Origin of the sequence: Sphingobium sp. MI1205 (genome assembly GCF_001563285.1) — a bacterium.
Classification (GTDB): Bacteria; Pseudomonadota; Alphaproteobacteria; order Sphingomonadales; family Sphingomonadaceae; genus Sphingobium.
Window position 1 is genome coordinate 2,362,235 of sequence record NZ_CP005188.1, and the last position, 13,202, is coordinate 2,375,436.

Sequence of the window (13,202 nt, forward strand, 5' to 3'; positions counted from 1 at the left end):
CGCGCCGTCATCGCTTCAAACGGTCGCGCCCATCCCCTCGGGCCGGCGCCTCTCCGTCTTCAGTTCGCCTTGCTCATGTCCACCTTCTCCACCCATTCGGGATAGAAGGTCGGTTCGCGGTTGGACCAGCCCACCGCCGTCGCCGCCGCTTCGCTGATCGACTGGAGCAACGACCGGCGCTTTTCGGGATGGAGGTGCGGCAGGCTCGCCGCCGCGCAGAAGGCTCCGGGCAGCCATGGGCGAGACCCAGCGCCCAGCAGCCTTTCATACAGGAAACGATAGGAGGAAAAGCTGCATAGCCTGTCCTGACCAAGATCGAAGGCGGAAATCGTCACCAGCGGGGCCATGAACGGCTCCATCTGGTCAAGGCCGCTGTCGTCGGGCACGCGTGCCTTTATCTCGTCGATGCGCCCGTAGATGCGGGCCTGCGCGCGGATGCTCGCTTCCTCCACCATGTCGCGCGACCACAGCTTCATGGCGTCGCGGCGGTGGAGGCCGATATCCAGCGAGCGGCGGATATAGCGCTGCGTGGCAGACGGGAAACTGGCGAATTCACGCAATTCAGCCAGTGTAATGGCCCCGTCAGCCGGTCTTGCATTGGTGCCCATGCTCTTGCCCTCCGACTTCAAGTCGATCGACAGATCATGCGCCCTTCATGGTTACTGTAAGATTAAGCGCTGACCGCGTCGACAGTTACAAGGAATCATGTTTCGTTGTGCAGTGCAACATGTAAATTTTGTGAATGCGCCGAATGGAATAGTCAGGAACGCGGCGGCAGCGGCTCTCCCCTCACCTGTTGTGCAAGATCGGGCCAGTGCGTCTGGCCCGCCGCGCTGGCGGTGGCCATCTGCAGTCCGCGATACTGGGCCAGAACCTGCTGCCCCAGTTCGGTCACCAGCGCGCCCTCGCTCGAAGTCGCCACCAAAGGACCGGCCCAACAGCGGTTCATCACATCCACCAGCATCCAGCATCGCCGATAGCTCATCTTCAGCTTGCGCCCCGCCGCGGAAATCGAACCCTCGCTGGCGATGGCGTCCAACAGGTCGGCCTTCCCCGGCCCCATCGCGATCTCGTCACCGCAATAGATCTGGGTCTTTATCTTCAGTCTCGGCCCGCTCATGCGCTGACTACGCGTTCACGCTCTACGGCCGCCGCTCCAGCACAGCGCCGATCATCTTGCGCCACGTCGCGACATCGCCCGCCTGGGCCATCTGCTCGTCCGGTTCGCGTAATGTGTGCAGGATCGCATAGGCGTCATCGACATGATCGGGCCAGCTTGCGTCCACGGCTCCCGACGCGTGCGGATCGCTACCCTCGCCATTCATGCTCAGCTGGCGCCCGGCCAGCACGCGGGCAATGCGTTCGATCGCGGGGGTAGTGGAAGTCGGCATCAACAAGGCTCCTCTCGCCGGTGATGCGAACCGCCCGGCCATCCGCCGATACGGTTCGCCTCGAATGCTGATCATATCACCATTATCAGCGCCGTCTATCGCTTGGCTTCGTCCTCTTCTTCCTCATCCTCATGAAAGCCGGAAGAAGGCACAGGATCGCCATGATCGCCCGGTGCGGTCACTGACGGTGGATCGGATGCGTCCATGCTGTCCATCAATCCTTCGTCCAGCTTTTCTTCCTTGGTCACGGCATGATCCTGCGCGTCGGTGGGGCGATGGTCATGCGCTTCTTCGCGGCTGTTGGGCCGGACATCGGTTTTCTCGTTCATCATATTCTCCTGCGGCGCGACCTGCATGCGCGCCTCCCCCGATCAACGGCCAGCGCCGATGGGCGGTTCCGCAGTCCAGGTTTCGGCATGGAAACAAGAACGCCCCCGGCGCAAGGGATGGCCGGGGGCGTATCCAGGATGCTGTCGGGCTCTCCGGGATCTCTTGAACATGTGACGCCGCCGATGCAGCGCTTCCGTCACACTATACGCTCATTCGGCTAACAGTGCTTGACTATTCGACATCCCCGCCCCGCTTGCGAGCCGCGATGCGCGCGCCCATATCCGCGCGATACGCTTGCCCCCAAAGAACAAATCTGGAACAACACGGCCCATGAGTCTGACCACCATTTCCGTGCGCGGCGCGCGCGAACACAATCTCAAGGGCGTGGACGTCGACCTCCCCCGCGACAGCCTGATCGTCATCACCGGCCTTTCCGGCTCGGGCAAATCCTCTCTCGCCTTCGACACCATCTATGCCGAGGGGCAGCGCCGCTATGTGGAGTCCCTCTCCGCCTACGCCCGCCAGTTCCTGGAGATGATGCAGAAGCCGGACGTCGAACATATTGACGGCCTCTCCCCCGCCATCTCGATCGAGCAGAAGACGACCAGCCGCAACCCGCGTTCCACGGTCGCGACCGTCACCGAAATCTACGACTATATGCGCCTGCTCTGGGCGCGGGTCGGCGTCCCCTACTCCCCCGCGACCGGGGAGCCGATCAGCGCCCAGACCGTCAGCCAGATGGTCGACCGCGTCCTCCAGCTGCCAGAAGGCACCCGCTTTTACCTGCTCGCCCCCGTCGTTCGTGGCCGCAAGGGCGAATATAAGAAGGAACTGCTGGAATGGCAGAAGGCGGGCTACACCCGCGTCCGCATCGACGGCGAAATGTACCTGATCGAAGAAGCCCCCGCCCTCGACAAGAAATACAAGCATGACATCGAAGTCGTCGTCGACCGCCTCGCCGTGGACCCCGACATGTCCACCCGCTTAGCCGACAGTTTCGAACAGGCGCTGAAACTCGCCGACGGCCTCGCTTATATCGACCTGGCCGACACGACCGTAGCCGCCCTCGCCCAATCCGTCATCCCAGCGGAAGCTGGGATCTCAGGCGGCAGCGCGCCAACGTCCGAGACCCCAGCTTCCGCTGGGGTGACGGAAAAGGGCAAGATGAAAGGCGCGGAAGTCCCCGCCAACCGCATCGTCTTCAGCGAAAAATTCGCCTGCCCCGTCAGCGGCTTCACCATCCCCGAGATCGAACCGCGCCTCTTCTCCTTCAACGCCCCGCAAGGCGCCTGCCCGGCCTGCGACGGCCTTGGCGAACGGCAGGAATTCGACCCCGAACTGGTCGTCCCCAACGAGCATCTGACGCTCAAAAAGGGCGCCATCGTCCCCTGGGCCAAATCCAACCCGCCCAGCCCCTATTATATGCAAGTCCTCGGCTCCCTCGCCAAGGAGTTCGGCTTCGCCCTCGACACCCCCTGGATCGACCTGCCGCCAGAGGTAAAGCTCATCATTCTCCACGGCACCGGGGGCAAGCCGGTCACCCTGCGCTTCGTCGACGGCAAGAAGTCCTATGAGGTCAAAAAGCCCTTCGAAGGCGTCATCGGCAACCTCAACCGCCGCATGCTCCAGACCGAATCCGCCTGGATGCGCGAGGAACTGTCCAAGTACCAAACCGCCATGCCGTGCGAGACCTGCCACGGCGCCCGCCTCAAACCCGAAGCCCGCGCGGTCAAGATCGCGGGCGAAGACATCTCCATGTCCACCCGCCGCTCGGTGGTGGACGCGCTCACCTTCTTCCAGTCGCTCCCCGACCATCTCACCGACCAGCAGAACCAGATCGCCAAGGCCATCCTCAAGGAAATTGTCGAGCGCCTCGGCTTCCTCAACAATGTCGGCCTCGACTATCTGAACCTCGACCGCACCAGCGGCACCCTGTCGGGCGGCGAGTCCCAGCGTATCCGCCTCGCGTCCCAGATCGGCAGCGGCCTGTCGGGCGTCCTCTACGTCCTCGACGAACCCAGCATCGGCCTGCACCAACGCGACAACGACCGACTGCTCATCACCTTGAAGCGCCTGCGCGACCTCGGCAACACCGTCATCGTCGTGGAACATGATGAAGACGCAATCCGCACCGCCGACTATATCGTCGACATGGGGCCGGGCGCGGGCGTCCATGGCGGCACCATCGTCGCGCAAGGCTCCCTCAACGAACTGCTCGCCCACCGCGACAGCCTGACCGCCGATTACCTCAACGGCACCCGCCGCATCGAAGTCCCCGCAAAACGCCGCAAGGGCAATGGCAAGAAGCTCACCGTCCACAACGCCCGCGCCAACAATCTGCAAGGCGTCACGGCCAGCATCCCGCTCGGCACCTTCACCTGCATCACCGGCGTATCGGGTTCGGGCAAGTCCAGCTTCACCATCGACACCCTCTACGCCGCGTCAGCCCGCACCCTGAACGGCGCGCGGATCGTCGCGGGGCCGCATGACAAGATCACCGGCCTTGAACATTGCGACAAGGTGATCGACATCGACCAGTCGCCCATCGGCCGCACCCCCCGCTCCAACCCGGCGACCTATACCGGCGCCTTCACCAACATCCGCGACTGGTTCGCCGGCCTCCCCGAAGCACAGGCGCGCGGCTACAAACCCGGCCGCTTCAGCTTCAACGTAAAGGGCGGCCGCTGCGAAGCCTGCACCGGCGACGGCCTGCTCAAGATTGAGATGCACTTCCTCCCCGACGTCTATGTCACCTGCGACGTCTGCCACGGCGCGCGCTACAATCGCGAAACGCTGGAGGTGAAGTTCAAGGGCCACAGCATCGCCGACGTGCTCGACATGACGGTCGAGGACGCGGTCGAATTCTTCAAGGCCGTCCCCCCCATCCGCGACAAGATGGCCATGCTCGCCGAAGTGGGCCTTGGCTATATCAAGGTCGGCCAGCAAGCCACCACCCTGTCCGGCGGCGAAGCCCAGCGCGTTAAACTCGCCAAGGAACTCTCCCGCCGCGCCACCGGCCAGACCCTCTACATATTGGACGAGCCCACCACCGGCCTGCATTTCGAGGATGTCCGCAAACTGCTCGAAGTCCTCCACGCCCTGGTCGAACAGGGCAACAGCGTGGTCGTGATCGAACATAATCTGGATGTCATCAAGACCGCCGACTGGATCATCGACATGGGACCGGAGGGCGGCGTCAAGGGTGGCGAAGTCGTCGCAGAAGGCACGCCGGAAAAGGTGGCGAAGAACGCCCGGAGTTTTACCGGGCGGTATTTGGCGCCGTTGTTGGGATTGGAGGCCGTTGCGGCGGAGTAGTTAATCTTTCCAGACACCAATATTGCGAGGGGGCGCATTATGGCCAAGCCAAGGGTATTTATAAGTTCAACCTATTACGATTTGAAGAGTGTTCGGACAGACCTAGAGCACTTCATCAAAGACCAAGGTTATGATCCCATACTTTTTGAACGTGGCCAGGTTCCATATGGGCGAGACAGCTCGCCGGAAGAATATTGCCATAAAGAGATCGAAAACTGCGATATTTTGATTTCGATCATAGGAGGGAAAATTGGCACTGCCTCTTATCGGGGCACTCACAGCATTTCCCAGATTGAACTCAAAACCGCATTTGAGATAAATAAGCAAGTTTATATTTTTATAGAACGTGATGTGTTCAATGAATATCGCACTTATGGGGCCAATCGCGACAGGGATGTTGAATGGCAATCTGTTGATGATAAAAAAATATTTGAATTTATCTCTGAAGTATACTCTCTTCCATCAAATAATGCCGTCATGCCATTTGACACATCTCATGAGATAATCTCTCTCTTAAAAGAGCAATGGGCCGGATTGTTTCAAAGGCTTCTTTTGGAGTCAGCCAATCAACCTTCATTCAACCTCGTGAGGGATTTGAAGCAATCTCTCGAAATTTCAAGAAAGCTTTCGGAAGGCTTAGCGAAAGAAAAGAAGGAAGGCGCGGCTATCGTTCAAGATATCCTGTTAACTTCCCATCCGATATTTTCATCTCTCAAGGAAAAAATGAAAATCCCTTATAGGGTGTTTTTCACGAATAAACCGGAGCTAGATTCTTGGTTAGATGCTCGATCCTTTAAAATAGATGAATTTGAAGTTGATGATGAATACTACGAATGGATAAATAACAAATGGAATAAAGGAAAAAGTGTCGCCACAGTTCAGGTGCACAAGTCACTTTTTGATGATGATCAGCAATTACGGGTTATCAGATCAGATCAGTGGAATGAAGACTGGATTAAATACAGCATTCGCTTGATAAAGGCACCAGATCTCGACGACGAGGTTCCGTTCTGAAAGCTTGGTCACGTGACTGGTTATCGCCCTGAATTTGCTGCAGCGCTCGAAATCTTCGCCGCCGTTAGCGAGCATATGGACGCCCAAGGCATCCGCCCGCCCATCCTTGTGGGCGGCGCTGCCGCCGAACTTTATTCGGGCAGCACCCTCGCCACAGGTGACTTCGACGTCATCGCCCGACAGGATGCCTTCGAAGCAGCTCTGCGCGCCCATGGCTTCGTTCGTCCGTCCGGACCGGGCACGCTGACGCGCGGCTGGATTCACCCGGACCTGCAACTGGGCTTCGAAGTCGTGGGCTCAACCCTGCTCGACGGCTTGGCCGATCTTGACCGGGTGCGCCTGTTCGACGCTGCCAACGGCGCGCAATTCCTGACAATCCCCCCCGAAGACCTGATTGCCGACCGCATGGGCCAATATGCCTCGGGCACCGCACCCGAAATGCTGAAGCAGGCGCGCATTCTCTTCGCGCTTTCGAAAGACCTCGACCTCCATTATATGGAGAGACGCATTCGCGAAGAAACGGGGAATGAATTTGGCGTTTCGGACCTACAAGTCTAGCCGTCCGGCCATTTCGCTCGAAGAGTTTGGGCGCGACCTCGCGCGCCGTCGCGAGGCGCTAGGCGAAGCCGCGACCATGCCCCGCAACAGCGGCACGCGCCGCACCGCTTCCAAAAAAGCGCTGCTCAAAGCCATCAAGGACGCAGGCGGCAACTGGTAAACCGCCGCCGTTCATATGTTCCCATTTTGTTCTGTCCTACAACCCCTCACCTTTGATACCGTCCCGGCAAACCCTCCCCTAAACCGGAGCTTTGCCCATGTCCTACCACTTCTCCTCCCTCCCCGCGCCCGCCGATCAGAGCCGCGTTGACGGCTGGAGCCCCGCGCGGCAGCGGCACTTCCTCGAAACCCTCGCCGCCACCGGCGTCATAACCACCGCCTGCGAAGCCACCCACATCTCCACCCGTTCGGCCTATGCCCTGCGCATCCGCCGCGACGGCGCGGCCTTTCGCCTTGGCTGGGACGCGGCCATCCTCATCGCCCGTGCGCGCCTCGCCGATGATCTGCTCGCCCGTGCCCTCAACGGCCATGAAGAAGTGATCCGCAAAGACCCGGACGCCCACGAAATCACCCGCCACCGCCACGACAACCGCCTCGCCATGTCGATGCTCTCGCGCCTCGACCGCATGGCCGACAATCCGCCCGCGGGGTCCGACGCCGCGCTCGCCCGCGTCGTCGCGCAGGATTTCGCCGCCTATCTCGACCTCATCTGCCCCGATGAGCAGGCAGCGGCGCAGGCTGACCGCCTCGACCCGCCGCCCTCCACCGCGCAGCCCTTCGCCCCCGCCATGGACGACGCCGCTCTTCCCGACCCAGCCATCGATCAGGCCGCCACCGCCCTGTCGCCGGGCGCGTCCGCCGCTTTGTTCGTCGCGGCGCGCATGGCGCTGGGCAGTGGCGGCAGCGCCCGCCCCCACCCCTTCGATGAACGGTGTGAACTTCGCGCGCCGATCGTCGATCTGGCGACCCTTCCGCCCGACGAAGCCGCAGCAGGGCTGCGCGGCATCTGGTGGGATGATGAGCGGGAAGCCTGGCGCACCGACTATCCCGCGCCGCCCGGTTTCATGGGCGATGAAAGCGACGACATATATGACATCGACGCCTATCAGCGCGACCTGACGGCGGAGGAGGAGGAAGCGCTTGCCCAGCGCGAGGCCGCCCGCCGTCGCCCTTATGAGGATGCCGCCGCCCGCGCCCGCGACGTCTTTTTCGGCTTTGCGGCGCTGGAGGAAACCGGCTGACGGCCTCGCTTTCCCGCCCGATTTGCTATTTCGCGCCCCTTGCCCTATATAGGCGCTGCTACAGTCGCAAATCGACGGTCTTTCGGCGCTTTGCGGCACCAAACTTCCTTCTTTCCCTGCCCCTCTAGCGCAAGGCCCGTCCACACGGGACGCGCCGCACGAAAGAAGGAACTACCCATGAGCATCGTCGGAACCGTCAAATTCTTTAACGCCGACAAGGGCTATGGCTTCATCGCTCCCGATGACGGCAGCCCGGACGCATTCGTCCACATCACCGCCGTTGAGCGCGCTGGCCTTGCCACGCTGCGCGAAAAGGACCGCGTCTCCTATGATCTGGAGCAGGACGGTCGCGGCAAGATGGCGGCCGTGAATATCGCGCACGCGCAATAATTCGATCGGGTCGGGCGCTGCCATGTGCGGCGCCCGGCCTGCCTCCCGGCGGCATCCGCCTTTCAGCAAGGGAGCAAAGCCCATGTCCCATCCCGATTATCGCGGACTCGCCGCACAGGCCCGCAGCCAGGCCGACGCCGCGACCCTGGACAATGTCCGTTTCCGCTGCCTGCGGTCGGAAGCAGCCTTTCTCGCCATGGCCCAGCGCCAGGACCTTGCCGACACCAATCGCGCCCGCCGCGAAGAAGCCGCCACCGCAAAGGCCGCGGAACAGGTCTGACCGCCCCGGCGCGGCTTCACATCGCCTCCTGCTCTCGCCCTGTCGATTACGCCGAAAGGCCCGGAACCCAACGCCCCTCTGCCGGTTATCCTTGCAAATCCTGGCAAGACCAATCGCAAGGAGCGAGACAAATGATCCGTACTCTGATTTTCGGCGCCATCGCCGGCTATGTCGGCAAGAAGCTGTATGACGAAGGCAAGCTGACCGAATTCAAGCAGGACCTCGTCTCCCGCTATAATCAGGCCCGCGACGACCTCTCCCACCGTAGCGGCAACAGCAGCACGCTCAGCAGCAGCGACCTTTCCCCCCCGGCCACGCCCAGCGCGCCGCGTCACACGCCATCGGCATCGACGTCCCCGCTCGCCAGTTGACCGGCTGATCGTTTAAAATTCCAGATCCGGCGGCTAATCCCTCTGGCCGCTGGCAACGCCCGCCCGGCTCCGCGTTTCCCCCTTTCACGGTGTTGTGGCGGGCGGACTATTTTCTACCACTTTCCCCTCTCCGATAACCGTTCCGCTCACGCAACCTCCCGCCATGTCAGGGGTTGTCGCCAGAGCGGGATAAAATGAGGAGAGAGATAAATGCGCACCCCCCTTATCGCTGCCGCGCTGCTGGCGCTGCCGCTCGCCGCCTGTACGTCGGACCGCTATGGCGACCGCTACGGCTATGATCGTCCGTCCGGCCCCGGCCCCTATTATTCAGGCCGCCCGATCGGCGAAAATGATTATATCTATCGCGACGCCGATGGCCGTTATTATTGCAAGCGCGACGACGGCACCACCGGCACGATCGTCGGCGCGATAGCGGGCGGCGTCCTGGGCAACATCATCGCACCGGGCGGCTCGAAAACGCTCGGCACCATTTTGGGCGCAGGCGGCGGCGCGCTGGCAGGCCGCGCGATCGATCGCAATGACATCCGCTGCGAATGACAATGAAAAGGGCGCGACCACCGGCCGCGCCCTCTTTTTATAAAGGGATTGTCCCAACTCCGTTCGCCCCCAGCCTGTCAAAGGACGCATGCGGCCTTCGAGCAACCCGGCCCGAACGGAGCTAAAATTCCTTACAGCTTTTCGGTCAGCTCCGGCACGACCTTGAACAGATCGCCGACCAGGCCGATGTCGGCCACCTGGAAAATCGGCGCATCCTCGTCCTTGTTGATGGCGACGATGGTCTTGCTGTCCTTCATGCCCGCCAGATGCTGGATCGCGCCGGAAATACCGACCGCGATATAGACTTCCGGCGCAACGATCTTGCCGGTCTGGCCGACCTGATAGTCATTGGGGACATAGCCTGCGTCAACGGCGGCGCGCGAAGCGCCAACCGCCGCGCCCAGCTTGTCGGCCAGCGGGAAGATCACCTGCTCGAACGTCTCGCCATCCTTCAGCGCACGGCCGCCCGACACGATCACCTTCGCGCTGGTCAATTCCGGGCGCTCCTGCTTGGCGATCTCTGCGCCGACGAAGCTCGACAGGCCCTTGTCGCCGGTGGAGGACACGGCTTCCACCGCGCCCGAACCGCCCTCACGCGCCGCCTTTTCAAAGGCGGTGCCGCGCACGGTGATGACCTTCTTCGCGTCCTTCGACTTGACGGTCGCGATGGCGTTGCCCGCGTAGATCGGACGGGTAAAGGTGTCCTCGCTCTCGACCGACAGGATGTCGCTGATCTGCATGACGTCCAGCAGGGCCGCGACGCGCGGCGCGATATTCTTGCCATTGCTGGTGGCGGGCACGACGAATGCGTCATGGCTGCCCATCAGCTCGACGACCAGCGGCGCGACGTTTTCGGCCAGCGCATGACCGAACGCCGCGTCATCGACGACATGGACCTTGCCCACGCCCGCGATCTTCGCAGCAGCCTCGCCCACGCCGCTGACGCCTGCGCCAGCGACCAGCAGATGCACCTCACCCAGCTTCGCAGCAGCGGTGACGGCGGAAAGGGTCGCGTCCTTGACGGCGCCGCCCTCATGTTCAACCCATACCAGAGTCTTCATATTCTCGATCCTCTATCCCCGTTCGCCCTGAGCTTGTCGAAGGGCTTCGACCGGCTCAGCCTGAACGGGCTTGGAATGATGGTCAGGCGGCGACGCCCAGAGCCTTCAGCTTCGCGACCAGTTCATCGACATCGGCAACCTTGACGCCAGCCGAACGCTTGGCAGGCTCGGTGACCTTCAGCGTCTCCAGACGCGGGGCGATATCGACGCCATAATCGGCGGGCGTCTTGGTTGCCAGCGGCTTGCTCTTCGCCTTCATGATGTTGGGCAGAGAGGCATAGCGCGGCTCATTGAGGCGCAGGTCGGTGGTGATGATGGCGGGCGTGTTCAGCTTCACCGTCTCCAGTCCGCCATCGACTTCGCGCGTCACATCGACCTTGTCGCCCGACACTTCGACCTTCGACGCGAAGGTGCCCTGCGGCAGGTTCAACAGAGCCGCCAGCATCTGACCGGTCTGGTTGCTGTCGTCGTCGATCGCCTGCTTGCCCAGGATGATCAGGCCAGCCTGTTCCTCTTCCTGCACCTTGGCGAGCAGCTTGGCGACGCCCAGCGGTTCGACTTCGTCATCGGTCTGGATCAGAATGGCGCGGTCAGCGCCCATGGCCAGCGCCGTGCGCAGCGTTTCCTGCGACTTGGCGACGCCGATCGACACCGCGACGACCTCGGTCGCCACGCCCTTTTCCTTCAGGCGGATGGCTTCCTCGACCGCGATCTCGTCGAACGGGTTCATGCTCATCTTGACGTTCGCCAGATCGACGCCCGTGCCGTCGGCCTTCACCCGCGGCTTCACATTATAGTCAATGACCCGCTTGACGGGTACAAGGATCTTCATTGCCAACATCCTTTCGGTTTACGCCATCGCCCGCAAATGCGGACAAGGACGCAGGCGACCCGTTAAAGACCGCCTGCGTCCCATGGTTTCTGTTCAAATCGTTGGAAAGTGCCTCAGGCTGCCTTCCTCACTTCCGCCACGATCTTCTTGGCCGCGTCGCCCAGGTCGTCCGCCGGGACGATGGCCAGGCCCGACGAGGCCAGAATGTCCTTGCCCTGCTGGACGTTCGTGCCTTCCAGGCGCACGACCAGCGGGACCGACAGGTCAACTTCCTTGGCGGCGGCGACGATGCCCTCGGCAATGATGTCGCACTTCATGATGCCACCGAAGATGTTGACGAGAATGCCCTTCACCGCCGGGTCCTTCAGGATGATCTTGAAGGCCGCGGTCACCTTTTCCTTGTTGGCGCCGCCACCGACGTCCAGGAAGTTGGCGGGGAATTCGCCGTTCAGCTTGATGATGTCCATCGTCGCCATGGCCAGGCCCGCGCCGTTCACCATGCAGCCGATGTTGCCATCCAGCTTGATGTAGGCGAGGTCATATTCGCTCGCTTCGACTTCGGCCGGATCTTCCTCGGTCAGGTCGCGCAGCTGCGCGATGTCCTTGTGACGGAACATGGCGTTGCCGTCGAAACCGACCTTGGCGTCCAGCACCAGCAAGTTGCCCTGCTCCGTCAACGCCAGCGGGTTGACTTCGATCTGCTCGGCGTCGGTGTCGAGGAACGCGGCGTAGAGCGAGGAGGCAACCTTGGCGGCCTGCTTCGCCTGATCGCCGGTCAGGCCCAGGGCGGCAGCGACCGAACGGCCGTGGTGCGGCTGGAAACCTGCTGCCGGATCGACGGTGAAGGTGTGGATCTTTTCAGGCGTCGAGTGGGCGACTTCCTCAATATCCATGCCGCCTTCGGTCGATACGACGAACGCGATGCGGCTGCTGCCACGGTCGACCAGCAGGGCCAGGTAGAATTCCTTGGCGATGTCGGCGCCGTCGGTGATGTACAGGCGATTGACCTGCTTGCCCGCTTCACCGGTCTGAATCGTGACCAGCGTATTGCCCAGCATGTCAGTGGCGTGGGCCTTCACTTCGTCCAGGTTGAAGGCCAGGCGGACGCCGCCCTTCGCGTCGGGGCCCAGCTCCTTGAACTTGCCCTTGCCGCGGCCACCAGCGTGGATCTGCGACTTCACGACATAAAGCGGCCCGGGCAGCTTCTTGGCGGCTTCGACGGCTTCCTCGACCGAGAAAGCGGCGTAGCCGGCGGCGATCGGGGCGCCATATTTCGCCAGCAGTTCCTTCGCCTGATATTCGTGAATGTTCATGGGCCCGGCCCGTCCTTTCGCCTGAAAAGCTGATGACGGCGCTAAAGCACAGCCGGCCGGGGGACGCCAGACCGATTTCGCAAATCAACTTTGCAAAATTGCAAAATCGATTCCGGAAATCCCGTTCAATTCACCATTTCATTCACGAAATCGCACACACAATCGCCGCCTTGCTCGTCACCATGAATATCTCAGGATCCTCCAGCGCCCGCACCTTGTAGAGGAATCGATCGACCGTCATTTCCTCCATGCGTGACTTGCGGATCGACGCCAGCGACTGCAACCGCCGCAACTGGATCAGGCTCAGGCGATCCGCCATCCGCTGCGACATGCATCGCGCCATCCGCGGCGAAAGCCCTGCCTCGATCAGGCCGGTTCGCAAACGCGATTCGGGCGAAACGGTAGCACAGGAAGACAGCAGCAACGCCCCGGCAGGCAAAGCAACCATGAGGACGCGAAGAGATAAGTTGGCCATCCACGCGTGATGACGGCCAAACCCTGAACAGGGGATAAATGAGCACAGCCTCATGTCGGGGTTGAGTACCCGA

Annotated in this window: 17 protein-coding genes; 9 read left to right on the forward strand and 8 right to left on the reverse strand. The window is 61.8% G+C overall.

Annotated elements, in window-relative coordinates; all coding sequences use genetic code 11:
* Positions 1 to 59: 59 nt before the first annotated feature.
* From K663_RS11450 to K663_RS11465, 4 genes are all read right to left on the reverse strand, one after another.
* Positions 60 to 608 (reverse strand): hypothetical protein, encoded by a 549-nt coding sequence (locus K663_RS11450; protein ID WP_062117538.1) that lies wholly within the window; start codon positions 606 to 608, stop codon positions 60 to 62.
* Between the two features lie 152 nt (positions 609 to 760).
* Positions 761 to 1,120: a winged helix-turn-helix domain-containing protein gene (locus K663_RS11455; RefSeq protein WP_062117541.1), complete on the reverse strand. Its 360-nt coding sequence runs from the start codon at positions 1,118 to 1,120 to the stop codon at positions 761 to 763.
* Between the two features lie 22 nt (positions 1,121 to 1,142).
* Positions 1,143 to 1,391, reverse strand: a complete 249-nt coding sequence (locus tag K663_RS11460) for a hypothetical protein (protein ID WP_062117545.1) — start codon at positions 1,389 to 1,391, stop codon at positions 1,143 to 1,145.
* 95 nt (positions 1,392 to 1,486) lie between these two features.
* Positions 1,487 to 1,747: a hypothetical protein gene (locus K663_RS11465; RefSeq protein WP_235589434.1), complete on the reverse strand. Its 261-nt coding sequence runs from the start codon at positions 1,745 to 1,747 to the stop codon at positions 1,487 to 1,489.
* A gap of 304 nt (positions 1,748 to 2,051) precedes the next feature.
* On the opposite strand from K663_RS11465, the gene uvrA reads away from it, so the two are divergent.
* The 9 genes from uvrA (at position 2,052) to K663_RS11515 (ending at position 9,448) form a co-directional block, all read left to right on the forward strand.
* Positions 2,052 to 5,036, forward strand: a complete 2,985-nt coding sequence (gene uvrA / locus K663_RS11470) for an excinuclease ABC subunit UvrA (protein ID WP_062117548.1) — start codon at positions 2,052 to 2,054, stop codon at positions 5,034 to 5,036.
* Positions 5,037 to 5,075: 39 nt separating this feature from the next.
* Positions 5,076 to 6,050 (forward strand): DUF4062 domain-containing protein, encoded by a 975-nt coding sequence (locus K663_RS23015; protein ID WP_063619032.1) that lies wholly within the window; start codon positions 5,076 to 5,078, stop codon positions 6,048 to 6,050.
* Between the two features lie 12 nt (positions 6,051 to 6,062).
* Positions 6,063 to 6,608, forward strand: coding sequence for a hypothetical protein (locus K663_RS11485; RefSeq protein ID WP_062117556.1), 546 nt, complete (start codon positions 6,063 to 6,065; stop codon positions 6,606 to 6,608).
* Positions 6,577 to 6,768: a hypothetical protein gene (locus K663_RS11490; RefSeq protein WP_062117559.1), complete on the forward strand. Its 192-nt coding sequence runs from the start codon at positions 6,577 to 6,579 to the stop codon at positions 6,766 to 6,768. Before K663_RS11485 ends, K663_RS11490 begins: the two co-directional genes overlap by 32 nt.
* Positions 6,769 to 6,865: 97 nt before the next feature.
* The gene (locus K663_RS11495) at positions 6,866 to 7,849 is read left to right on the forward strand and encodes a hypothetical protein (protein ID WP_062117562.1); all 984 of its coding nucleotides are present in this window, start codon (positions 6,866 to 6,868) and stop codon (positions 7,847 to 7,849) included.
* A gap of 177 nt (positions 7,850 to 8,026) precedes the next feature.
* Positions 8,027 to 8,239 carry a cold-shock protein gene (locus K663_RS11500; protein WP_037464177.1) on the forward strand — a complete coding sequence of 71 codons (213 nt, stop codon included), beginning with the start codon at positions 8,027 to 8,029 and terminating at the stop codon, positions 8,237 to 8,239.
* A gap of 82 nt (positions 8,240 to 8,321) precedes the next feature.
* Entirely contained in the window at positions 8,322 to 8,519 is a 198-nt protein-coding gene (locus K663_RS11505; RefSeq protein ID WP_062117565.1) for a hypothetical protein, read from the forward strand.
* Between the two features lie 131 nt (positions 8,520 to 8,650).
* Entirely contained in the window at positions 8,651 to 8,890 is a 240-nt protein-coding gene (locus K663_RS11510; protein WP_062117568.1) for a hypothetical protein, read from the forward strand.
* Between the two features lie 210 nt (positions 8,891 to 9,100).
* The gene (locus K663_RS11515) at positions 9,101 to 9,448 is read left to right on the forward strand and encodes a glycine zipper 2TM domain-containing protein (protein WP_037464172.1); all 348 of its coding nucleotides are present in this window, start codon (positions 9,101 to 9,103) and stop codon (positions 9,446 to 9,448) included.
* Between the two features lie 131 nt (positions 9,449 to 9,579).
* Here the strand turns inward: K663_RS11515 and K663_RS11520 are convergent, their stop codons facing one another.
* The 4 genes from K663_RS11520 to K663_RS11535 form a co-directional block, all read right to left on the reverse strand.
* Positions 9,580 to 10,509, reverse strand: coding sequence for an electron transfer flavoprotein subunit alpha/FixB family protein (locus K663_RS11520; RefSeq protein WP_062117571.1), 930 nt, complete (start codon positions 10,507 to 10,509; stop codon positions 9,580 to 9,582).
* An 82-nt stretch (positions 10,510 to 10,591) separates the two neighbouring features.
* The gene (locus K663_RS11525) at positions 10,592 to 11,341 is read right to left on the reverse strand and encodes an electron transfer flavoprotein subunit beta/FixA family protein (protein WP_062117574.1); all 750 of its coding nucleotides are present in this window, start codon (positions 11,339 to 11,341) and stop codon (positions 10,592 to 10,594) included.
* Between the two features lie 113 nt (positions 11,342 to 11,454).
* Positions 11,455 to 12,654, reverse strand: a complete 1,200-nt coding sequence (gene sucC, locus K663_RS11530) for an ADP-forming succinate--CoA ligase subunit beta (RefSeq protein ID WP_062117576.1) — start codon at positions 12,652 to 12,654, stop codon at positions 11,455 to 11,457.
* 142 nt (positions 12,655 to 12,796) lie between these two features.
* Entirely contained in the window at positions 12,797 to 13,129 is a 333-nt protein-coding gene (locus K663_RS11535) for a hypothetical protein (protein ID WP_062117580.1), read from the reverse strand.
* Positions 13,130 to 13,202 lie beyond the last annotated feature (73 nt).